A 21824-nucleotide genomic window follows, 5' to 3' on the forward strand; every position below is an offset into this window, starting at 1 on the left:
ATGGATAAAACTTTAGAACTACTTAAAAAATCAAACGCACTTTTGGAAGGTCACTTCATACTATCAAGTGGTAAACATTCCAATAAATACATACAATGTGCTAAGTTAATAGAAAATCCTGTATACTGCGAAGAAGTTGCAAATATAATAGGAGAAAAGCTTAAGGAAAAAGGCATAGAGGTTGACCTATGTGTGGGCCCTGCTATGGGAGGAGTAATAATTTCTTATGAACTTGCTAGGGCACTTGGGGTAAATGCTATATTTACTGAAAGGGAAAATGGACAAATGACCCTAAGAAGAGGCTTTGAAATCAAAGAAGGCATGAAGGTTATAATAGTAGAAGATGTAATCACTACAGGTAAGTCTTCATTTGAAACTGTTGATGTTATAAGATCTTGCGGAGCGGAAGTCCTTGCATTGACATCAATTGTAAATAGATCCAATAAAGATGAAATAAATGGACTTCCAATAATTTCTGCAACTAAAATTGACGTAGATACTTGGGATGAGGGCGAAATTCCTGATGAGTTAAAAAATATTCCAGCCACAAAGCCAGGATCAAGATCACTTAAGTAAGTCCTTGCATTATCTATAATTTATCATATAATTAAATAATAGATAAGGGGATAGTTATGAAGGTAAGAAATTCTATTAAAAAATTAATATGTACGGCCGCTATACTAACTCTAGGAATTACTTTGGCTAACACAAAATCTTTCGCTGGCTCAAAAGATAAGAAAGACTTAATGTATTATGGTCTGCAAAAGATTAACGCCGAAACTTATAATCTTAGAGATATGAAGAAGGAAAGATTTGATAAGTTAGATAAGGATCTTGATAAGGCAATTGAGATTGGTTGCGATAATGTCAATAGTAAAAGCTATTTTTATCTTTTACAGGATATGCCTTTTACAGGAAGTGAGCTAGATTACGGTTTAGCTGATACAGGCCTTTATGGTTTGGGTCAAGACTTTAAGGATGTTTCCGAAAAATATGGGATAAATCCATTATTGCTAATGGCTATGGCCAAGCATGAAACTGGAAATGGAACGAGTGATTTGTTTAGAGAAAAGAATAATCTCTTTGGCTTTAATGCTATTGATCACGATCCTTATAATATGGCAAGTAAATTTAAGGATCCAAAAGATTCTATTGATACGGTTGCCAAGCATCTTAAGGAAGAATATTTAGACAAGAACGGCACATATTTTAATGGGGTTTCTGCAAAGGGTATAGGAACATCATATGCTTCTGATCCAGAGTGGTCCCAGAAAGTTAATTCAATGATGATTGAAATCGCAGATGAAATGTTAGAAACATACAGGGCAGGTCAGTAATGGCCTGCTTTTTTGAATAGTAAAAGTATAATGTATTAAAGGAGTAGATTATGAATACAAGAGATTATTTAGAAGCTAAATCCTTTGACGGTTACAAGTTTTTTGGAGCCCACAAGAAGGATAAGGGATATATATTTAGGCTACTCGCTCCGAATTCTAGCGAGGTATACATTATCGGTGACTTTAACAATTGGGAAAGACAAGCTATGAGAAAGTATTCGACTGGAGTTTTTTCTATAACAATTGACCAGGCTAAAATTGGAGATGCTTATCAATTTATATTGAAAGATGGAGATAGAGAAGAAAAGAAAATTGATCCATTCGCGAAGTCCATAAATTATATAGAAAAAACAGCAGTAATTTGTGACGACACATTTAAATATAAGAGTAGGCAGATTAGGACTGAAGCTAAAAATATTTTGCAAGTTTTTCTGGGATCTTTATTCAAGGCTAAGGAAAAATCAGCTGATGAAATTTTTAATTCCATAATAGATCATGCCAAGGAAAATAATTACGACACAATTCTTCTTATGCCAGTAAATGAATACCAAAATTACAAGTCCATGGGCTATGCTCCTATGAATTTGTTTTCTTATTCAAATAGGTACGGGGATTTAGTATCTTTTAGGCAATTTATTGATTTGGCTCATAAGAATAAAATAAAGATCTTAGTAGAACTTGATATAGGAGAGTTTGATCCCGATAGTATGGGACTAATAAATTTCGATGGAAATAATATTTACAATTACCCTTATGATGATATTCTATATAATTATCATGGATCCATTAATTTTGACCTAAGTAAGCCTTTAAGTCAATCTTATGTACAAAGTGCTGTAGATTATTATTTGAAAGAATATAAGGTCGATGGAATTTATTTTCCTGCCATAGAAAATATTTTGTATTGGCAAGGAGATAAGAATAGGGGAATAAACAAAGAATCTTCGGAGTTTTTATCTAAATTAAATACCCACATCAAAGAATCTAAGGCCTTAAGCCTTGCTGGCTTTAGTGGAGAATATAAAAATGATATTGATTTTGATATGGTATTTGACAATAAGACTAAGGCTTGTATCAATATGCTAAAAGATCAACCTATGAAAAGAGACCATTACAAAAACTTTATTACAGATTTGATAAATAAAGCTACAGGCAAAAACCTTTTAGGATTTTCATATGTTGATTCTTTCTTAAATGAGGCAAGTCTTGCTATGAAGATGTACTCAGACGATAAGAAATTAGAACAACTTAAAACTTTGCTTACCTTCTTGTATACAATCAAATCTCCTAAAATGCTTTTTATGGGAGATGACTCAGGAGACCTTAAGACATTCTCTGTATATAACAAATTTGATTTTAAGAAATTTGAAAATAACATAGAAGATTTCAATACCTACTATAAGGACATTACGGATTTATTTATAAAGGAAAATTGTTTAAGTGATGAAGATAGCGGAGTCGCCTTACTTGACGTAGAAGGATACAGTCTTTATGCTTACAAGAGAACTTATAAAAAGGATAGCTTTCTGGTAGTAATAAACTTCACTGATATAGACTATAAGATTGAATCTCCATATGATTTGGAAGAAATAATTAACACTGAGGATTTAAAATATAAGGGAAGTGGAAATATTAACGGAAGTCTAAATAAGGGCGATAATATTAATATAATGCCATTTGGATCAGCAATTTTTAGGATAAAATAATAAAAGTTCGCACTAGAGTTATCGATTAACTAAGTGCGAACTTTTATTTATACTAAATCATTAACTTTTTCAACAAGATCATATTCGGAATCTATGTTATGGGCTATGTGGGTAAATCTTTCAAGGGCGACTTTTCTAGGAATAATTCCCAAAAAATACCCGTTCTTGTGAGTTATACATACAAAGTTATTATTAACTAGAAGTCTTAGAACATCTTCTAGGTCATAATTATCGAATAGGATGGGAACAACTTGATTCATTACTTCCTTTACCTTGATTGCATTAAGCTTTTCTTCGTCGAACAAGGAGAGGTTATCGAAGCTTGTAACTATATCAGATATAGAAATGAGTCCTCTAACGTGGTTCTCACTATCTATGACTGGGATTATTTGATAGCCTGAATTTGATAAGACTAAGACAGCATGAAGGAGGGTATCTTCTTCATTACAAGTCGCAACATCAGATGCCGGAATCATTAAGTTTTCAGTTGGTCTATTAAACATATCTTTGATTACTTTACTTATCATTTTCTACCTCTTTAGGTTTACTTTAATATTCTTTTAATTCTCTTTTAAATAATTATATTATATTTATATGTGTTTTTAATGTAGAAAAAAGCTAGTCCAAATCTATCACTTAGATAATTCAGACTAGCTCATATGTAAGCACACCCAAGGTCGAACTTAGAATATTTAACAGTGTCCAGAAAGACTGACTCATGTTAGGTTGGCTTACGGCACACAGAAAGTACTGCTTAATGCTGCTACGTTCCCGTCCTGACATGATTCACAGCTTCCTGTTGCGTAAGTTCTAACAATCAACACCAATCTTAAAGGTCTTAATAAAAACCCTAAGCCCTCACTTGGGAATTAAACCCTGCTATAGCGGATTGCAGGTTACAAGGCACCGCTAACTCCCTGTCTAGTGCATGGCGGAGAGCATGGGATTTGAACCCATGATACGCTTACAATACGTATACACGATTTCCAATCGTGCTCCTTCAACCACTCGGACAGCTCTCCTCGCTACATTAGTAGACTATACCCCATATAAATAATAAAGCAAAACAAAGTTCAAATTTCTCTTCATGATAATGTTTACTTATTATTAAAGGAGACTTATGGTATAATAAATCTGATAGAAAGGAAATAATATGGCAAAAGCTTTGTATAGACAATACAGGCCCAAGACCTTTGATGAAGTTTTAGGTCAGGATAGGGTCGTTAATGTCTTAAAAAATCAAGTTAAAAATAATAACTTTTCTCATGCTTATATTTTTGCTGGCGAGAGAGGATGTGGTAAGACAACTTGTGCAAAAATTTTTGCAAAAGCTATCAACTGCTTACATCCTGTTGATGGATCTCCCTGTCTTGAATGTGAGAATTGCAAGGCCATTGACGATGAATCTACTATCGATATAATTGAGATGGATGCAGCTAGTAATAGAAGGATTGATGATATTAGAAACCTAAAGGATAATGTCATCTACCCACCCAATAAGCTTAAGTATAAGGTCTATATAATAGACGAGGCCCATATGATAACGAGAGAGGCCTTCAATGCTTTACTTAAAATAATGGAAGAGCCACCAAGCCATCTTGTTTTTATCTTAGCTACTACAGAAATTGATAATATTCCTAATACTATCTTATCCAGAGCACAAAATTTCGAGTTCAATAAGATAGAAAAGGGCAAGATAAAAGAGCAAATATCCATAATCCTCAAAGATAAGGATATAGAAATGGAAAATGAGGCTATAGATCTTATAATTAGAAAAGCAAAGGGGGCCATGCGTGATGCTCTAAGCATCTTGGATCAAGTCTTATCCTATGATACAAAATCTTATAAGCTAGCTGACGTGGAAAATCTTCTAGGTGTGGTAGATTTCTATGATATAGATAAGCTTACTAATTCAATTTTTTCATTTAATCAGAAAAAGGCTCTTTCTTATATATTTTCTTTAAGAGAAAGTAATAAGTCTAACAAGGATATAATTGATTCTCTTATAAACTATTTTAGGGACATTATGCTTTATAAAATGAGCGAAGATCCGGATCTTTTCGATAACGAAGAAAGATTTGACTTTATTAAGAAAAGGGCAGGAGAAATTGAAATCGATAGATTGCTTGATTTATTAGATATATTAAACGAATATTCTGCTAAGATTAGGTTATCTGATAATACTGATCTTATAGTAGAGCTTATGGTAATAAGACTTATAAACTCCAAAGATGTAAAATCCCTAGATTCGAGGATTAGGGCCTTAGAAGCCAATAATGAGAAAGACTTAATGAGTATAATCAATAGATTGGTTGATGATAAACTCTCAAATTTCGATTTTAGTAAATATGAAAATATCAGTGACAATAATGATAGAAACTCATCATATACAGTTGTTAATAATCACGATATAAGCGATATAAAAGAAGATGGGTCTCATAATACAGGAATAGTCGACGAAAATATAGATTTACCATACGAAGCGGATAATGAATCTCCTCCAATGGAGATCACAAATGATTCCAATACAAAGGATAATTTGAACGAGCCATCTGAGAAATTCGAAGAAAATCAATCAATCGATATTCCTTCAAAAATGCTTGATGATATAAGGGATATGATTATAAACACTGCTGGTAGGATGTTAAAGCCAATGTTTGAGAAGGATGGTTTTAATTATTCCTATAGGCCAGGAGAGTTTGTATTATATCTGAAAGATGATTTTTATGGAATATTTATCCAAACCAAGACTGATGTTATTGTAAAAGAACTAAATGAAATACTTGAAGATGAAGTGATTTTTTCTGTAGATAATTACTCAAAATTCACAGAAAATAAGGTTGATAATACAGAAATAGAAAGATCTGGAAATTTCGAAAAAGAAGAAAAAAAAACTAAAAAATCAGAAAAACTAGATGAAAATAATGATGATATTATAAATAAAAGTCTAGTTAACAAAGAAGATGCTAAGAAAAATCTATCTAATCTAGATAGGTTAAAAGAAATATTTAAAGAAGAATTAATTATAAAATAAAGGAGATAATAATTATGGCAAGAGGCGGATTTAGACCAGGTGCAGCAAATATGAATAATATGATGAAACAAGTTAAGAAGATGCAAGAACAAATGGAAAAGGCTCAATCTGAAATAGAAGAAAAAGAATTCTCATCATCTGCAGGTGGTGGAGTAGTAGAAGCTACTGTTAATGGTAAAAAAGAAGTTGTTAATATAAAAATCGATCCAGATGTAGTCGATCCAGAAGATGTAGAGATGCTTGAAGATTTGATCATGGTTGCAGTTAATGATGCAAGTAAGAAGGCAAGCGACTACAACGAGGAGACAATGGGTAAATTAACAGGCGGAATCAACATCCCTGGTCTTATGTAATGGCTTTATATCCAGAATCTTTACAAAATCTAATAGAGCAATTTCAAAAACTACCTACAATTGGAAGAAAAAGTGCAGAGAGACTCGCTATGGCGATTGTAGAATCTGATTATAAGTCAGTAGACGATTTTTCTAAAAGCCTTACTGAGGTCAAAGATAGAATTCATGCTTGCAAGATTTGCGGGAATCTTACTGAAGATGAAGTCTGCGACATATGTAAAGATATAACTAGAAATGAAGAGTATTTGTGTATAGTAGAAGACGTGAGAAATCTTATAGCTATCGAAAAATCACATGCCTACAGGGGAAAGTACCACGTTCTAGGGGGTCTTATTTCTCCTTCTGATGGGCTGGGACCTGATCAACTCAATATTGATAAGTTGCTAGAAAGAATTGAAAAAGAGAATATTGAGGAAGTAATTTTAGCTATTTCATCAACTATTGAAGGGGAAACAACTGTTTTATTTTTAACGAATTTACTATCCGAAAGAAATATCAAAATAACAAAGCTTGCTCAAGGAATACCGGTTGGCTCTAACCTGGAATACTTTGACCAATTAACTCTAGAAAGAGCCTTAGAAGATAGGAGAGAGATTGTTGATTAAATTCAGAAAAATTCTTTTTATCCTTGTGGCAACATTAACTATAACTTCTTGCAGGTCTGACAAGGAAGAAGCTAACCCTGGCAAAAAGGATGAAATACAATTAGAAAAGATTGATAAAACAAAGCCCATATCAGAAAATATACGAATAAATACTACCACTTTTGCATCGGATATTATAGTTAATGATATAGAGAAGTCTTCTGGCAATACATATGACATAGACCATGTAAGTGACTTTGAAAGTATTGAAGAAGGAAACTTTGATATAGCTGTCGTTCCAGCTGTTATGGCTGCGAATTTGTATAATGAAACTGGAGGAACAGTCCAGATAGCGGCTATTAGCTTACTCAATAATCTTTACGCTATAAGCGATACTGATATACTCTCACCAAAAGATTTGATGGGAAAAACCCTTCTTATTCCAGATCTTGGTGAAAGTTATGATAAATTAATAGATAGTAAATTATCTGTAGCTAAAAATCTATTAGGTATAAGTACACTCTATTACAAAAATTTTGATGAGTTACTAAAATTAAAGCAAGAGAATGAATCATCAATAGCTATTGTTTCTCAACCAAACCTATATAAGTTAAGGTCCAATAATGACTATAAGCTATACGATTTTTCGGAAATCTTACCTTTCTTTTCAAAACAAAAAGAAGAGGGTTTGGGAGATTTCGTTTCAGAAGTAATTATAGTTAATAAGAAATTTGCCCAGGATAAGAAAGAATATCTTGACCAATTCCTAAAAGAATATAAGAATAGTGTAGATAAATTTAAGGATAAAGCTAATATTTCTGCTGAAACAATCAATGCTTATGATATAAAAAGCGATGAGGCCATTAGTATATATAATAGCATAGAACCTGTTTACATCGATGGTGATACCATGGTTGGAATGTATAAGTTATTTCTAGATTCACTATCAAGAGTTAATTTAAACTTATATAAGGGCGATAAGCCAGCAGAAGATTTTTACTACAAGAAATAAGATAAGGGTAAAATATGCTTGATAAGAAAATATTTGAAGAAAATTTTGCTAGATTTTGCAAGATGAAAGATAGGGCCAAAGAAGATCCTAATATGTTAAGATTTCACATATATCCAGAAGCAGGTTGGCTCAATGACCCGAATGGTCTGTGTGAATACAAGGGGATATATCACATATACTACCAATATTCTCCCTTAGATGAAAATAAATCCGATACCTGTTGGGGGCATGTTAGTACAGTAGATTTCATAAATTATAAAAGAGAGGATATCTTTATTTATCCTGATGCAAAATTCGATAAAGACGGAGCTTATTCGGGTTCTGCTTTTATTAAAGATGATAGGATAAACTTCTTTTATACAGGTAATGTTAAGCATGATGGTGAATATGATTTCATAAAAGAAGGAAGAGAGCATAATACCATCAAGCTAGCATCAGATGCCTATACTTACTCTGAAAAAAAATTAATCTTAGATAATGATGATTATCCAAAAGATATGACAAAACATGTAAGAGATCCAAAAATATATGAAAAAGATGGATATAATTATATGTTTATTGGAGCAAGAAGTCTTGAGGATAAGGGGTTGGTACTAGTTTATAAGTCAAAAGACTTAGATAATTTCACCTATCATATGAGAATAGAAACTGATTACGATTTCGGTTACATGCGGGAATGTCCAGATTTTTTTACGGTTGATTCTAAAGATTTTCTAATACTCTGCCCTCAAGGTGTAGAAAGCGAAACCTATAGATATCAGAATATTTACCAAGCTGGATACTTCCCGATAGAAATTGACCTTTCAGAAAAGACTTATAAGCTAGGAAACTTTAAAGAATTAGATTATGGATTTGATTTCTACGCGCCTCAAACATTCGAAGATTCAAAATCTAGAAGAATATTAATAGGTTGGATGGGTATGCCTGACGCAAACTACACAAATCCTACGATTGATTATAAATGGCAACATTGTCTTACTGTACCAAGAAGCCTATCTGTAAAAAGCGGAAAGCTATGTCAAAATCCAATTTCAGAGATGGAAAATCTTAGGAAAGATAATATCACCCTAAAAAGGGGAGAAAACTATGAAGATTTCGTATTTGAAGCCTTGGCTAAAAATATAAAAGATTCTTTTAAGATTAACCTAAGAAGTGACGTTAGTCTATCCTATGATGATGGAATATTGAGATTAAATATGGGTTATTCATCGTTTGGGAGAGATACTAGACAGGTAAAAATTAATGTAATTAGTGATTTAAGAATATATTCTGATAAGTCTTCTCTAGAAATTTTTATAAATGAAGGAGAATATGTATTAACCAGTAGAGTATACTCTGAAAAAGCAGGTTTTTATTCTAAGGATTTGGATTTTGACCTATACACATTAGATTCAATAGGTTTCATATAAATTATTTACAATTTACAATTTAATATATCTATTGAGTTTGTATCTTATTAAAACTTTACAAATTAAAAGGAGGCTTGAGCCTCCATTTTTATTTATAAATAATTCAAAAGCTATTACGAAACTTTCTACGCAATTTCAAATATTAACTTCTTATATATTTGGTTTATTGAAAATATAGATATAAAGATTTTTAGATTTATTTAATTTTAATGGTGGAGGTGAAGGGATTGGACCTCGACAGTCTGTAATATTTGTAATTTCAACGTTTTGTAATTCTTTGTTACGAAGCTTGTTACGTTAGCTGTCTAAAAAGCTTACAAATTCTTCTGGAGTTTCTTTTTCTTCTTCTTCCATGATGTGGGAGTATATTTCTAACGTTATGGTTGGATCTGTATGTCCTAATCTTTCTTGGATGTACTTTATTGATTTTCCCATTCTTAAGAGTATCGTTGCATGCGTATGGCGGAAGCCGTGGACTGTAATTTTGTGTAAGTTGTTTTTTTCTATTATTCTATTTAATACTTTTAAGGGATATGATCTTGTTACTACTTTACCGCTTCTTTCGAAAATATACTTTTTGTTTGTTTCTTTTAATTTTATTAAGGTGTCAGTAGTTTCGGTATCTAAGGTTATTTTTCTTGTATTTCCGGTTTTTGTGGTGGATATGATTTGCTTGCCATTTTTGTCTCTTGAGATGGATTTACTTATGGTTAAGGTGTTGGTTTTTGTGTTTAGGTCTGACCATTCTAAGGCCAGGGCTTCTCCTGATCTTATACCTGTATGGGATAGGAGTCTAAAAAAAGCGTAGGTTTGGAGTGGCTCTTTTTCTTTTGTAATTTCTAAAAAGGTTTTTAGTTCTTCGGGTGTGTAGTAATTTTTTTTGTTTATTGCTTGCATATTAACTTTCTCCTTTGGGATTTTGATTTTATCGAAGGGATTTTTTTCTATTACGTGGAGGTCTTTGGCGTAATTTAGAACGGCTTTTGCGTAAATTTTTATATTACTTATATTCTTGTATCTTTTAGAGGCGTCAATTATAAAGGATTGGGCTTGTAGCTGGGTAAATTCTTTTAGAGGTATATTACCTATATAAGGTATTATCTGATTCTTAAAAAGAGATTTTGTTTTGTATACAGTTTGCTCCTTTACGGTGGTTTGCCAGGTTTCTAGCCATAGTTCATAGGCATCATTAAAAGTCTTGAGTTTCGCTTCTGGTTTGGTTGGTGTTTGTATCCTTAGTTTGAGATAGGCATTTTCAGCTTCTTTTTTGCTTTTAAACCCTCTTCGATTAGTCCTTATTTCTTTACCAGTAATCGGATCTAAGCCTAAGTATATATTGAATCCATAATACGTTCTTTTTTCTTTTTTATAGTTGTAGATTTTCATACTTGCTCCTCACTTTTAACTGTGGTACACTAAAAGTAGGCTAGTTGTTATGTTCATTACTCAATGTCTAGTCTACGGTAATTTTTTAGCACTGGGATTGTCGAGTTTCCCAGTGCTATTTTAATTTATTTTAACTTCTTCAGCATTATCTTGACTTGATAGAGTAAATACTAAGTCGGTCCCTAATTCAAAGTCAACGTTTTTAAGGTAGGTGTCTCCTCCATTGTAATAAATTCCTTTACCTTTATTATTTGTATTAGATTCGTCATAAACGATTATGTCGTAGTTTGAACCTTTATCTTTTACTTCCTCGAGCCATTCTTTGATAAATTCATCATTTACATCTGCTTCTTTCGCTCTTGTTACTGTCATTGTTCCTATTGATTCGTTTCCTGATCCATTCGTTATTTCTTTTGTTTCTGGTTTAATCTTCTTACCACATGAAGATAAAGCTAGGATAGCGAGTAATCCGATAGTAATTTTTTTAAATTTCATAAATTTCTCCTTGATTTTTTATATATTAAGCCTTGCGGCTAAATATCAGTATTTTCTTCTGTTCTCTATTACTCTTCCTATTATTTCTACTGGTAGGTTAATTATTTCTTCATTTGAGTAAAATTGAGGTAGGAAAACATCTGGATTTATAGCTACTAGAGTTATGCCTTGTTCTGATTTTTTTACTATTTTTAGTGTGGCTTCATCTCCGTTGATTCTTACTGCTGCAACTTGTCCGCTGTCTATATCTGATTGTTTTCTTATTATAGCCACATCTCCATCTTTAAATTCTGGGCTCATTGAATCACCTCTACAAAGGAGACCAAAGTGCTCGCCTTGACTTTTTAGGGCTATATCTATATCTTCAAAATCATATATATTTTCATCGGCCACAAAAGGATTGCCGCATGAGATAGAAGCATATACAGGGATGGTATATTTTTCGTTATTAATGTTGTTGCTTTTATAGTGTGTATTTCCTAATAAATAATCGGATGATACATTAAATGTTTTTGTATATTTTTGTAAAATTTCTGTACTAGGGACTCTTTGATTTCTTTCATACATACTTATAGTCGCTCTATTTATACCTAATATTTGTGCCAAGGTTTCTTGTTTCATTTCCTGTTCTTCTCTTAATTGTTTTAATTTTGCACCTAATGACATAATTTCTCCTTTTTATGTAACTATAAGTTATCTTGTTATTATTATAATGCCTTTTTGTAACTATGTAAACATCTATATTGTAACAAATAGATACATAATCTAGTGAAGATTTAAAAAAAGACTTGACAAGTAACTTAAAGTAACATATAATATAATATATAAGACGAGTGGAGGTGATTGATAGATTGAAAAATAAGAAAGTTGGTAATAGATTAAAAAAATTAAGATTAAGTAGAGGGTTAAGTCAAAAAGAGATGGCCGATATTTTAAAAGTAACTAGACCTTTGATTTCTATGTATGAGGCTGGTAATAGGATGCCATCACCTAATATTATGAAAAAATATTCTATAATTTTCAAAAAAAGTGTAGATGATATTTTTTTCAGATGAAAAGTAACTTTAAGATACTATTATAAAATTGTTGTAACTATAAGTTTTCAGAATAAAGGAGTAATTATGAAAGTTTCAATAGCCGAGAGGGAGTTTCTTAATAAGACGGAGATGGCTGCTTGGCTTGATATGAGTGTTAACACTTTAGATAAGATGGTAGAGGAGGGATTGCCTATATATAGGTGGTCTAGGAAAGTTTATTTCTTAAAAGACGATGTAAAAGATTTTTTTAAAAAGAATTATAAGTACGTCAATGAAAATTAGGAGGAATTTATGACATTAAGAATATTTGGGAAAAAGAAGACAAGTAAGAGAGCGAAAAGACCAGAGCTAAGAGTTGTAGAAAGTGTGGACTTAAGAAGTCGTAAAAGGGAGCATAAGAAAATCTTAGGATACAGAAGAGAAATGCTATTGAGCATAGATCCAGACAATAAAAAAGCTTCTAGTATGCTCTAGGAGCTTAGAGTTAAACGTATGAATATTATACCATTTAAGAGTTTAAGTCTAGCTGGGAAGGTAGAAGAAGCTAAAAACTTTGATAATCAATTTATAGTGAATATTCTAGTTTTAGCGAAAAGGTGTGGAAAAAATAGGAAGAATGATGAAAACTTTTTAATTCTAGATAAAGAATTAGAAGAGAGAGCAAGATACAGTTACAAGGTGTTAGGAGCTATATATGCGAATTAAATTTACCAGAGTCTTATATGTAGAAGATGAAGTAGATATCCCACTAAAAGCGATAGAGAAAGATTACGACGGAGATATAGAGGAAGCCCTTAAGGCAAAATATATAGTTTCAGAAAATTGCAAGATTAAAGATGTTGTCTTTGAGGATATCGAAGAGGGAAAGCTTGATGAAGAAGATACGGCTTATCTTAAGAGGATAGACGAGGAGGCAGAGGAAGACGAAAGAATTATAAGAGACCAGTACTATAAAGGACTTATGTAGGAGGCCATTATGAAGATATTTTTTAAAAGGTCAATTGTAGAGTACGACGAAGTGGAAGTAGATATGCTTGATGTAGATTTTAACTACAATGGAGATATTTTAAAAGCTGTTAAAGATGAAGATTACGGAAATGCAAGAAAATTTAATGACTATCAGATTTTAGATTATCAACTAAGCGAGAAAGAATTAAATAAAAATATTTTGGAAAAGAATTTTGAAGATATTTGCAAATATCGAAATATGAATGAATTAAATATGTGTCAAGAGCAAGAAGATGAGAGGATAAGATTTTGAAATTATACGAGATAGTAGAAGCTTACCAGAATTTAAGCGAATTAGAAGAAAGCGAAGATATAAAGAAGGCTTTAGATGTAATTAGTGATGAGTTTGATGTAAAGGCTGAAAATATAGTGAAAGTTATTAGAAATATGGAGGCTGACGAAAAGGCTTTGAGGGACGAAGAAATAAGGCTTGGTGATAAAAGGAGAGCTATAGGCACAAAAAAAGAGAATCTTAAAGAATATCTATTTTCTAGTATGCGTGCAATCGGTAAGCCTAAAATGAAAGCGGGCATATTCAATATAAACATTCAAAAAAATCCTCAATCAATAAATATTATTGATGAGAATATTATACCAGATAAATATAAGATTGCCTCTTATAAGTTAGATAAAAAGCAATTAAAAGAAGATATAAAAGAAGGCTTAGAGATAGAAGGTGCTGAACTAGTACAAACAGAAGGGATTAGGATAAGATGAGTGCTTACGAAAAATTAATGACAGTCCAGTGGAAATTAAAAGCTCCAAAAGGACAAAGGAATAACTTTGGAAATTACAACTATAGATCATGTGAAGATATACTAGAAGCCGTTAAGCCTATCCTATCAGAAGTAGGGGCAGTAGTAGTTATAAACGACAATGTTATTGAAGTAGGAGATAGAATTTATATACAAGCGATAGCAAGCTTTATAGACACTGAGGATGGAGGAAAGATTTCGACTAGTGCATACGCTAGAGAAGCGTTGAGCAAGAAAGGCATGGATGAATCCCAACTTACAGGGGCGACCTCCTCATATGCTCGTAAATACGCATTAAACGGGCTTTTCGCTATAGACGATAGTAAGGATATGGATTATCTAAACAAAGGCGACAAGGGTTCAAGCAATAGCCAAAAACGACCTAGTAAGAAGTTAAGTGCCGACGAATTATATAAGAAAGCTGGAGAGATAAGGGTCCAAGGTGGCCAGTATGAGTCGCTTACACTTTTGGAAGTAGAAGAAGATAGCCCTGATACGATTACAGAGTGGTTCAGGATATCAGACAAGGGAGAAAGAAAAGATATTTTAAAAGCGATTATAGATAAGAGGAAGCAGTAATGAAAGTGGTTTGTAGAGATAAAACACCAGACGGAATTGATATACAGATAGAAAATTGGCATGAGGATTATCCTTTGCTTAATCAAGAAAATGATTTTTTAGCAGCTTACCCTAAAGATGCAATTAGTCTAATAGGAAATATAAGGATAGAATTTAGATTTTCTAGCGGTCAAGAGTGTTTCGGGAAATATCAGGATTTGATAAAAGGTAATTGCAAGATTGAAGACTTAAAGAAATATTGTACTGACCCAGATAAATACAGGATTAAAAAATTTTTTGATTATATGAGGAAGTGAGGATATATGGCAAATTATAGTTATTTAATTAATAGGCTTATAAATCCTAAAATTACAAATATTAGAAAGATGGCACCTACTAGATTTTTTATAGACATAGAGCCTTTAAGAGGTGATAAAAGTTTTTTAATCGAAGTTACTTTTTGTGAGGCTAGCGGACCGAATTCCTTACCTGAATTATGGTACAAATACGGATATATGGACAAGGTTTTGAGAAGATATATGTGTATCAAAACTTATTGCACTGATAAGGATGGGAATTGTACAGGAAGTTACAATCCACAGATAATCGGAATACACAAGCTTAACTTTGATTATATGTTTGAAAGTACTGAAGAAAATCTAAATAAGTTGATTGGTAAGTGCGTGAGTATGTACGAAAGAAACGAGGTGAGGCTGGTTGAGTAAAACAATTGTAGAACGTGATTTTTGGAACGATGAGAAAGTTATAGATGAATTTAGCCCGGAGGATAAGTTATTCATGATGTATTTATTAACTTGTCCTAGGGGCAACCCTATAGGTATTTACAAAATCCCGATTAAGATTATAGCTTTTGAGATTGGTTACAGTCCTGAAGCGGTCAGAGTTTTATTGGATAGATTTGAAACTAAGTATAAGAAAATAGTTTATGATTACGAAGAGCAAGAAATAGCCATTTTAAGCACTTTAAAGCACACAATCAACAGAGGCGGAAAACCTATAGAAGAAATGGTTACAAAAAAATTAGATGACGTTGTAGATACTAATTTAGTTGTTAAAGTGTATGACCATATGCATGATTGGTGGGAGTTATCTAATAGGGAAATAGATAAGACTATTAAGAATATATTTGAGAATGAGATAAAAAAAAGAGAAGAACTTATATCTAATACTAATACCTATATTAATACTAATACTAATATTAATATTAATACTAATACTTATTCGGGTACCGATTCAGGTAACGATTCGGAAGAATGTTCAAATATCAACGATGATAATAAAAGTACCGATTCAGGTAACGATTCGTACAGCGATTCGTGGAAAAAGCAAGTTATTAGTGAGTGGAACAAACTAGATAAAAATATCCCTAAGATTAAGACCTTAAATGCTAGTACTGATAGATACAAAATGCTAAAGGCTAGGATAAATGAAAATGGCCTAGATAAAGTATTAGAAGCTATTAGATCTATAGGAAATAGTCAATTTCTACAAGGGTATAAGACAAGCTTTGTAATAACTTTTGATTGGTTTATAAGACCTAATAATTTTGTAAAAGTTCTAGACGGTAACTACCTAGATAGAGAGACCACAAGCGAGTATGAGAAAGAAACTGATAAGTTCCTAGAAGACTTTACATGGTGATTTTATGGAAAAAATAGCAGATGGAGAATTATGGAAAGATATGATTTCCATGAGAAAAAAGATAAACAAAAATTTTGTTTATGATGAGGATGAAGCTAGAAGAGAACTAGCAATGAGAGAGTCAGACCTTCAAAGAAAAATCAATGAGACTTACGTAAATTTCTGTAAAAGAGAAGGCGGACTTAAGTATTCAGGAATGCCGACTAAATATCGTGATATGGATTTTACTGACCTGCTAACTACAAAAGAGAATGGGCAGATGATTAATCACTTATCTAAGTACGTGAAGAATTATAAAAACATGTATAAGGGGATTGGTCTAGTTGGAGGTATGGGCGTTGGTAAAACTACTCTAATTGCTATTACCTGTAAGGAAATAGTGAAGAGGTATAAAGAAAGCTTATATTTTGCAGATGAAACAACGATTTTGAATGAAATTAAAAGGTCCATAAACGATAGGTCTTTAGAAACTCCAGAAGATGTAATTAGAAATATCGCAAATAATGATTTGGTAGTGATTGATGAATTTGGGACTACTACTAATCAGTGGGAGATATCACAAATTAAAAAAGTGATGGATCTAGTAATAAACAAAAGAAATAAGATTTTTGTAACGTCTAATTATAGCTCTAGCGAGCTTTTACAAAGGTGGAAGGACGAGAACAATAACAAGACACCTAAACAGGTATTAGACCGTATGTATGAAGCTATGGACGTTTATAAGCTAGAAGGGAAGAGTTTTAGAAGACAAAGTTACAAGAGAAAGGATTTGAATTATGGAAATTAAACTTAATAATGACGAAATGGCAACACTAACAGCAATAATTCTTGCAATAGGAGATGATGTGGAAAATGGTCTTTTTGACCAGGGCGATGGAGAAATGGCTGAGAGAGCTAAAAAATCATTCACAAGCTTATCAAATAAAGTCCTAATGGCTAACTTTAAGCTGATAGAAAGCGGATTCGAAGGTGTTATGGATGCAGAGATTTTAGAGGAGGAGTAGATGAATAAAGTGATATTAATCGGTCGCATTGCAAAAGATTTTGATTTAAGATATACGCCTAATGGAAGCCCGACTTGTAGCTTTACTTTAGCGGTAGATAAAAAGATGGCAAAACAAAAGAAACAGGAGGCGGAGGCCCAGGGTAAGCCTACCGCCGACTTTCCCAGAATAGTTGCATGGGGAAAACAAGCGGAGAATGCAAGTGCTTATTTAAGTAAGGGAAGTCAGTGTGCTGTAGAAGGGAGAATACAGACAGGATCATATCAAGATAAAGAAACAGGTAAGACCGTTTACACTACAGATATATTAGCAGATAATATAGAGTTCTTAAGTAGTCAAAATAACGCACAGAATAGCATAGGTAAGGAGAAAAGACAAAGTAGGGACAATTACACTAGTAACGATGGGGATTTCTTCGAAGAGGATTTTGAAGAGGTACAAGACGACGGAAGGATCCCATTTTGAAAAATAAGAGGGTGTTATGGATGGCATAAACAATTTTGAAAAAATTAAAATGGATATGGTGATAAATGATTATAAGCTAGGAAATTCTTGGGAAAATAAATTTCTTAAGAAAATGACTTTTGACAACCTAGATATAGTACTAGCTAATTATTATTTAGAATTATGCGAGGAAATTAGGGAACAGAATTCAGCAAGCGAGATGGAGGATTGATGAAATTAGTCTTATATGGCAATCCAGCCACTAAGAAAAATTCAATGCAGATCTTCAAGAACCCTAGGACTGGGCAACCTTTCTTGACTCAGTCTAAGAGATATAAGGACTATGCGAGAGACTGCGGAAGGCAGATTACAGGGAAATATAAGAAAAATATTGATTATCCTATTAATCTTAAGTGCGTGTACTACAGGAAGACCAAGCACAGGGTAGACCTCACAAATTTACTTGCCGCGACTTGCGACATCCTTTCAGATTGTGGAGTTATCAAGGACGACAATTGCAAGATTGTAGTATCTCATGACGGGTCAAGGGTCAAGTACGACAAAGAGTGTCCGAGAGTGGAGATAGAAATAGAAAAAATGAATGAATAAATTTAATAAATATTTAAATAAAAGGAAAAGGAATGAAAATATCAAGATTACCAGATGCACCAAAAGCAATAATAGCTCCAGATTTAGAGCTAGGAAAGAGATATAAGTTACAGACTAGGCCAGAAGATAAGAGAAAGCCTAAAGGGAAGCAAAATGCTAAGCTCATATATCTAGATGAGAAGATAGCAGTTTTCGATAATGGCTATTATAGAGATTGCCAGATGATAAAGAATTATAAGCAGGATTGGGAGGTTAAGAGAGCATGAGTCCACAAATGATTAGAGTTTTGACCTACTTTATGGCGGTTTACACTGTAAAGCAGGGGTGTGAGATAGCAGATATGAAGAAGGCTAAGATGGTTAGTGGTTGGGCTTTGGTGCTTATATGCTTAAGGTTCTTATTCTTGGTTTATAGGCAATGGAGTTACTTAGGATAAGGAGAATTTATGAGGATTGACGAGTTAAAGAGGATTGCAGAAGAAAATGATTATAAAATAGAAAGAATAATAGATTACGAAGAGATTGCTTTTGTAAGACAAGTGAGTAGTTTAAGGTTTATTACAAATTTTATCACGATAGGTTTAAAGCGTGAAGTTGGCATTTTTATTAAAAATACTCATTGTGATGAAAAAGACATTAATATGATTAAAGCGGCCATGGAGTTTAGGGAAACACCGCCAGAGGATAGGGAGGAAGAGAAGTTTTATTTGAGGCATAAGTGGTTTAATTCTATGGATTTGGAATACTATTATCTTAATTTAGACCGAGATAATGAAAATTATTATTATTTAGATAGTATGTATGGTGATTCTAGTTATCAAACTGAATTTACTCTTAAAGAAATCGAAGAAATTAAAGAGAAGTTTGATACTGATTTAGCTGATTTTGAGATTGTGGAGGTTGAAGATGAGAATTGACTCACTTAAGAAAATTGCTGAAGATTGCGATTATAAGGTTGTAGATGAGGAAATAAATATTACTCTCGAAAGAAAAAATAAACCTTTTAATAAAAGTATAAGGTTACTTAAGACGCCCGAGGGAGGAGTATACAATCGCCTAACAGATGAAAAAAAGACGATAAGGATAAGAAAATGTTGGAAGCTGTTAAGGAATTTTGCGAGGAGGAGGAGTAAGAGTGACAAGAGATACAATGGAAAGACTTATCGGCAAAGTTTATTTTATCCAAAGCGAGGTTGAGGATATAAATTTTGAAAGAGTTCTCCATGTGAAATATAAGGTTGAAGATATTTGCGAATTTATCGGAGAGTTTGCAGAGGAGTTACAAAAAGAGCTAGAAGGGATTGTTATAGATGAGTGATAAAAAATATCAATTTAAGTTTACGGAAAAGCAAGTTGAAATGATAAATGAACTAATCGAGGATAAATTTCAATTAGCTAGTGATATGAACGAACAAGTAATCAATGGCGTAGAGCTTATATCTTTAGCAGCTCATCTTAATTTTGAACTAGGTTTTAATCAAGGCTATGAAAAATCAATGGAGGTGGAAGAATGACTTTTTGGGAAGATTATAAAACAGATAAAGATCTAGGTAAAAAATTAATAGGCAAAAAGATTGTAGAATGGGATGAAGATTATTTAAAATTAGATGATGATACGATTATTACAATTGAAATGACTGAAAGTGATTGTTGTGCTACTGCAGGTGGAGAATTTAAAGATATTAAGCTTGAAGCTGTTATAACTGATATAAGATTTGGAGAACCTGAAGAAGAAGTGAATGAAGACTGGTATGGCGAAACTGAAGCAAAGCGTGAGATTGTATTTATACACAACTTAAATCCTATAGGTAAAGCTAATATGTATGCAGACAATGGGAATGGAAATTGCTATTACTCGGTATGTGCTTTTAAAATAAATGATATATACTATGCTCCACTTGGTAGCTGTGGCGAAATTTTAGAAGAGGTGGAGGAATGACTACAGTAAACATTATTTTAAAAAGACCTGAAAATGGAATAGGCATATTTAATATAGGACACGTTGTAACATATGAGGTTATGAACGGCACGTTAACAGTAGAAGATTATAATGAGAATGTTTGGGAGTTTGAATTGGAGAAAATAAAGGAATGGAGTGTGGAATGACAGATGATCAAGTAACAGCTTTAATGATATTTTTCATGTGTATGATAGCATGTCTAGTTATTAGTAAGATTGATTTTTAAGATGAAAGGATGGGCCAAATAATGAGAAAAATAACAGAAACACATACAGGAAAAATTATATCTGATACAGATTTAAGCTTAGAATACCTATACGTTGGTGATTATGGAAAGGAAAACAACATAAAAGCTGACTTCTTAGGTTACAAAGAGAAAATAGAAAGAGTAGAAAACATAGAGGTCGACTTGAACGACAAGTTGGTAGTAACTGTATCATCTCAAAAAGGATGTCCAATGAATTGCAATTTTTGTGATTGTCCCAAATTGGGATTTCATGGGAATTCTTCAGTCGCTGAATTAATTTCAGAAATATCAACCGGTATAGCCTTAAGTGGAGTAAAAGACGGACAAAGGCTTAATGTTCATTATGCTAGGATGGGAGAACCTACTTTTAACTTCAATGTTATTGAATCGGCAAAAATAGTAGGAGAGTTCGCAAATAAACATTTTAAAGAATACCATCCTGTAGTATCAACAATGTTACCAAAAGATAATAAAAGACTTGAAAAGTTTTTACTAGAGTGGACATCACTTATGAAAAGCAACAATTGGAATGGTGGACTAGGATTGCAATTTTCAATTAATACACTATATGAAGAAGATAGGAATAAAGCATTTGATAATAAAAGTTTATCCCTTCAACAAATTAGTGATTTAGCTAAAAAATTACCAAATCCAGTAGGCAGAAAATATACACTAAACTTTGCTGTGACATCAGAAAGTGATCTTGATGTGAATAAGATGAACAAATATTTTGACAAAGAAAAGTTCGTTGTTAAAATAACCCCTATCCATGAAACAAAAAGAGCAATAGAAAACAAATATGAAATAGTAAAAGAATTTGATGTATACGAAAAGTTTGAAAAACCTTTGGTAGAAGATGGCTGGGACGTAATAGTTTTTATACCAAGTTTTGAAGAAGATAAGGATATGATAACGTGTGGTAATGCGTTGCTGGCAACAATGAAATTAGAAAACAGTAATGAAATTTAAAGTGGAGGTGGAAGAATGAACAAAGAAGAATTTGAGAAGGAGGCTTATACAAGAGGCTATAACACTAAGCCTTTAATCAAAAGATGGATAGAACTTAATCCAAAGGAAGACTATAATGAGGAAGATTTGAAAGAAGTTTATTACTTTAACTATTTAAAAACAGATGAAGGTATGAGACGTGTTGTTAATAGGGATGGTAGTAGTAGCTTAACAACAAAGAAATATCAATACGAAGAAAGACATTTATAAGGAGGAA

The 21824-nt window shown here is 32.6% G+C and carries 36 protein-coding genes, 1 tRNA gene and 1 other RNA gene; 32 read left to right on the forward strand and 6 right to left on the reverse strand.

Features of this window, described 5'->3' with window-relative positions; all coding sequences use genetic code 11:
* From pyrE to APRE_RS04070, 3 genes are read left to right on the forward strand one after another with little or no spacing between them, the layout of a single operon-like run.
* Positions 1-576, forward strand: coding sequence for an orotate phosphoribosyltransferase (gene pyrE / locus APRE_RS04060; RefSeq protein WP_015777717.1), 576 nt, complete (start codon positions 1-3; stop codon positions 574-576).
* Between the two features lie 56 nt (positions 577-632).
* Positions 633-1337 (forward strand): glucosaminidase domain-containing protein, encoded by a 705-nt coding sequence (locus APRE_RS04065; RefSeq protein ID WP_015777718.1) that lies wholly within the window; start codon positions 633-635, stop codon positions 1335-1337.
* 50 nt (positions 1338-1387) lie between these two features.
* Positions 1388-3043 (forward strand): glycogen-branching protein, encoded by a 1656-nt coding sequence (locus tag APRE_RS04070; protein WP_015777719.1) that lies wholly within the window; start codon positions 1388-1390, stop codon positions 3041-3043.
* A 47-nt stretch (positions 3044-3090) separates the two neighbouring features.
* Here the strand turns inward: APRE_RS04070 and cbpB are convergent, their stop codons facing one another.
* From cbpB to APRE_RS04080, 3 genes are all read right to left on the reverse strand, one after another.
* Positions 3091-3570 carry a cyclic-di-AMP-binding protein CbpB gene (gene cbpB / locus APRE_RS04075; RefSeq protein ID WP_015777720.1) on the reverse strand — a complete coding sequence of 160 codons (480 nt, stop codon included), beginning with the start codon at positions 3568-3570 and terminating at the stop codon, positions 3091-3093.
* A gap of 136 nt (positions 3571-3706) precedes the next feature.
* Positions 3707-3973, reverse strand: an RNA gene (gene ffs / locus APRE_RS09505) — signal recognition particle sRNA large type.
* Positions 3973-4065 (reverse strand) — tRNA-Ser (locus APRE_RS04080). Before APRE_RS04080 ends, ffs begins: the two co-directional genes overlap by 1 nt.
* 131 nt (positions 4066-4196) lie before the next feature.
* On the opposite strand from APRE_RS04080, the gene dnaX reads away from it, so the two are divergent.
* The 5 genes from dnaX to APRE_RS04105 are packed head-to-tail and all read left to right on the forward strand — an operon-like array spanning position 4197 to position 9435.
* Positions 4197-6077, forward strand: coding sequence for a DNA polymerase III subunit gamma/tau (dnaX, locus tag APRE_RS04085; protein ID WP_015777721.1), 1881 nt, complete (start codon positions 4197-4199; stop codon positions 6075-6077).
* Positions 6078-6091: 14 nt separating this feature from the next.
* Positions 6092-6430, forward strand: coding sequence for a YbaB/EbfC family nucleoid-associated protein (locus APRE_RS04090; protein ID WP_015777722.1), 339 nt, complete (start codon positions 6092-6094; stop codon positions 6428-6430).
* A complete protein-coding gene (gene recR, locus APRE_RS04095; protein ID WP_015777723.1) occupies positions 6430-7035 on the forward strand; it encodes a recombination mediator RecR in 606 nt (201 codons plus the stop codon). The genes APRE_RS04090 and recR overlap by 1 nt, the downstream gene beginning before the upstream one ends.
* Positions 7025-8026 carry a substrate-binding domain-containing protein gene (locus APRE_RS04100; protein WP_041449696.1) on the forward strand — a complete coding sequence of 334 codons (1002 nt, stop codon included), beginning with the start codon at positions 7025-7027 and terminating at the stop codon, positions 8024-8026. The genes recR and APRE_RS04100 overlap by 11 nt, the downstream gene beginning before the upstream one ends.
* A gap of 14 nt (positions 8027-8040) precedes the next feature.
* Positions 8041-9435 carry a glycoside hydrolase family 32 protein gene (locus APRE_RS04105; protein WP_015777725.1) on the forward strand — a complete coding sequence of 465 codons (1395 nt, stop codon included), beginning with the start codon at positions 8041-8043 and terminating at the stop codon, positions 9433-9435.
* Positions 9436-9732: 297 nt separating this feature from the next.
* On the opposite strand, the gene APRE_RS04110 is transcribed toward APRE_RS04105, so the two are convergent.
* The 3 genes from APRE_RS04110 to APRE_RS04120 form a co-directional block, all read right to left on the reverse strand.
* Positions 9733-10821, reverse strand: a complete 1089-nt coding sequence (locus APRE_RS04110) for a tyrosine-type recombinase/integrase (protein ID WP_015777726.1) — start codon at positions 10819-10821, stop codon at positions 9733-9735.
* Positions 10822-10941: 120 nt separating this feature from the next.
* The gene (locus APRE_RS04115) at positions 10942-11316 is read right to left on the reverse strand and encodes a hypothetical protein (protein ID WP_015777727.1); all 375 of its coding nucleotides are present in this window, start codon (positions 11314-11316) and stop codon (positions 10942-10944) included.
* Positions 11317-11361: 45 nt separating this feature from the next.
* Complete coding sequence (locus APRE_RS04120; protein WP_015777728.1) at positions 11362-11982, reverse strand: helix-turn-helix domain-containing protein; 621 nt, start codon at positions 11980-11982, stop codon at positions 11362-11364.
* Between the two features lie 185 nt (positions 11983-12167).
* Here APRE_RS04120 and APRE_RS04125 point away from each other — a divergent pair, with 185 nt between their 5' ends.
* From APRE_RS04125 to APRE_RS04235, 24 genes are all read left to right on the forward strand, one after another.
* A complete protein-coding gene (locus APRE_RS04125) occupies positions 12168-12371 on the forward strand; it encodes a helix-turn-helix transcriptional regulator (RefSeq protein ID WP_049756235.1) in 204 nt (67 codons plus the stop codon).
* Positions 12372-12437: 66 nt separating this feature from the next.
* Positions 12438-12635, forward strand: coding sequence for a helix-turn-helix domain-containing protein (locus APRE_RS04130; protein ID WP_015777730.1), 198 nt, complete (start codon positions 12438-12440; stop codon positions 12633-12635).
* A 9-nt stretch (positions 12636-12644) separates the two neighbouring features.
* Positions 12645-12827 (forward strand): hypothetical protein, encoded by a 183-nt coding sequence (locus APRE_RS04135; protein ID WP_015777731.1) that lies wholly within the window; start codon positions 12645-12647, stop codon positions 12825-12827.
* Between the two features lie 18 nt (positions 12828-12845).
* The gene (locus APRE_RS04140) at positions 12846-13058 is read left to right on the forward strand and encodes a hypothetical protein (RefSeq protein WP_015777732.1); all 213 of its coding nucleotides are present in this window, start codon (positions 12846-12848) and stop codon (positions 13056-13058) included.
* On the forward strand, positions 13048-13320 hold the full coding sequence (locus APRE_RS04145) for a hypothetical protein (protein ID WP_015777733.1): 273 nt from the start codon (positions 13048-13050) through the stop codon (positions 13318-13320). Before APRE_RS04140 ends, APRE_RS04145 begins: the two co-directional genes overlap by 11 nt.
* 9 nt (positions 13321-13329) lie before the next feature.
* The gene (locus APRE_RS04150) at positions 13330-13614 is read left to right on the forward strand and encodes a hypothetical protein (RefSeq protein ID WP_015777734.1); all 285 of its coding nucleotides are present in this window, start codon (positions 13330-13332) and stop codon (positions 13612-13614) included.
* A complete protein-coding gene (locus APRE_RS04155; protein ID WP_015777735.1) occupies positions 13611-14078 on the forward strand; it encodes a siphovirus Gp157 family protein in 468 nt (155 codons plus the stop codon). The genes APRE_RS04150 and APRE_RS04155 overlap by 4 nt, the downstream gene beginning before the upstream one ends.
* The gene (locus tag APRE_RS04160) at positions 14075-14695 is read left to right on the forward strand and encodes an ERF family protein (RefSeq protein ID WP_015777736.1); all 621 of its coding nucleotides are present in this window, start codon (positions 14075-14077) and stop codon (positions 14693-14695) included. The genes APRE_RS04155 and APRE_RS04160 overlap by 4 nt, the downstream gene beginning before the upstream one ends.
* Entirely contained in the window at positions 14695-14991 is a 297-nt protein-coding gene (locus APRE_RS04165; RefSeq protein WP_015777737.1) for a hypothetical protein, read from the forward strand. The genes APRE_RS04160 and APRE_RS04165 overlap by 1 nt, the downstream gene beginning before the upstream one ends.
* A gap of 6 nt (positions 14992-14997) precedes the next feature.
* Positions 14998-15399: a hypothetical protein gene (locus APRE_RS04170; RefSeq protein WP_015777738.1), complete on the forward strand. Its 402-nt coding sequence runs from the start codon at positions 14998-15000 to the stop codon at positions 15397-15399.
* Complete coding sequence (locus APRE_RS04175; protein ID WP_015777739.1) at positions 15392-16336, forward strand: hypothetical protein; 945 nt, start codon at positions 15392-15394, stop codon at positions 16334-16336. The genes APRE_RS04170 and APRE_RS04175 overlap by 8 nt, the downstream gene beginning before the upstream one ends.
* A gap of 4 nt (positions 16337-16340) precedes the next feature.
* Positions 16341-17123: an ATP-binding protein gene (locus APRE_RS04180; RefSeq protein WP_015777740.1), complete on the forward strand. Its 783-nt coding sequence runs from the start codon at positions 16341-16343 to the stop codon at positions 17121-17123.
* Entirely contained in the window at positions 17113-17340 is a 228-nt protein-coding gene (locus tag APRE_RS04185) for a hypothetical protein (protein WP_015777741.1), read from the forward strand. The genes APRE_RS04180 and APRE_RS04185 overlap by 11 nt, the downstream gene beginning before the upstream one ends.
* Positions 17341-17805, forward strand: a complete 465-nt coding sequence (locus APRE_RS04190) for a single-stranded DNA-binding protein (RefSeq protein ID WP_015777742.1) — start codon at positions 17341-17343, stop codon at positions 17803-17805. It abuts the gene before it with no gap.
* 49 nt (positions 17806-17854) lie between these two features.
* Entirely contained in the window at positions 17855-18016 is a 162-nt protein-coding gene (locus tag APRE_RS04195) for a hypothetical protein (RefSeq protein WP_169302044.1), read from the forward strand.
* Entirely contained in the window at positions 18016-18393 is a 378-nt protein-coding gene (locus APRE_RS04200; RefSeq protein ID WP_015777744.1) for a RusA family crossover junction endodeoxyribonuclease, read from the forward strand. The genes APRE_RS04195 and APRE_RS04200 overlap by 1 nt, the downstream gene beginning before the upstream one ends.
* A 32-nt stretch (positions 18394-18425) precedes the next feature.
* Complete coding sequence (locus APRE_RS04205) at positions 18426-18659, forward strand: hypothetical protein (protein WP_015777745.1); 234 nt, start codon at positions 18426-18428, stop codon at positions 18657-18659.
* 179 nt (positions 18660-18838) lie between these two features.
* Positions 18839-19309, forward strand: coding sequence for a hypothetical protein (locus tag APRE_RS04210; protein ID WP_015777747.1), 471 nt, complete (start codon positions 18839-18841; stop codon positions 19307-19309).
* 218 nt (positions 19310-19527) lie between these two features.
* Positions 19528-19710: a hypothetical protein gene (locus APRE_RS09615; protein WP_143713845.1), complete on the forward strand. Its 183-nt coding sequence runs from the start codon at positions 19528-19530 to the stop codon at positions 19708-19710.
* A complete protein-coding gene (locus APRE_RS04220) occupies positions 19703-19906 on the forward strand; it encodes a hypothetical protein (protein WP_015777750.1) in 204 nt (67 codons plus the stop codon). Before APRE_RS09615 ends, APRE_RS04220 begins: the two co-directional genes overlap by 8 nt.
* Complete coding sequence (locus APRE_RS04225) at positions 19903-20331, forward strand: DUF7448 domain-containing protein (protein WP_015777751.1); 429 nt, start codon at positions 19903-19905, stop codon at positions 20329-20331. The genes APRE_RS04220 and APRE_RS04225 overlap by 4 nt, the downstream gene beginning before the upstream one ends.
* On the forward strand, positions 20328-20498 hold the full coding sequence (locus tag APRE_RS09715; protein ID WP_015777752.1) for a hypothetical protein: 171 nt from the start codon (positions 20328-20330) through the stop codon (positions 20496-20498). Before APRE_RS04225 ends, APRE_RS09715 begins: the two co-directional genes overlap by 4 nt.
* Positions 20499-20599: 101 nt before the next feature.
* On the forward strand, positions 20600-21568 hold the full coding sequence (locus APRE_RS04230) for a Fe-S-cluster redox enzyme-like protein (RefSeq protein ID WP_015777754.1): 969 nt from the start codon (positions 20600-20602) through the stop codon (positions 21566-21568).
* A gap of 15 nt (positions 21569-21583) precedes the next feature.
* The gene (locus tag APRE_RS04235; RefSeq protein WP_015777755.1) at positions 21584-21817 is read left to right on the forward strand and encodes a hypothetical protein; all 234 of its coding nucleotides are present in this window, start codon (positions 21584-21586) and stop codon (positions 21815-21817) included.
* Positions 21818-21824: the final 7 nt, after the last annotated feature.

Origin of the sequence: Anaerococcus prevotii DSM 20548 (assembly GCF_000024105.1) — a bacterium.
GTDB lineage: Bacteria > Bacillota > Clostridia > Tissierellales > Peptoniphilaceae > Anaerococcus > Anaerococcus prevotii.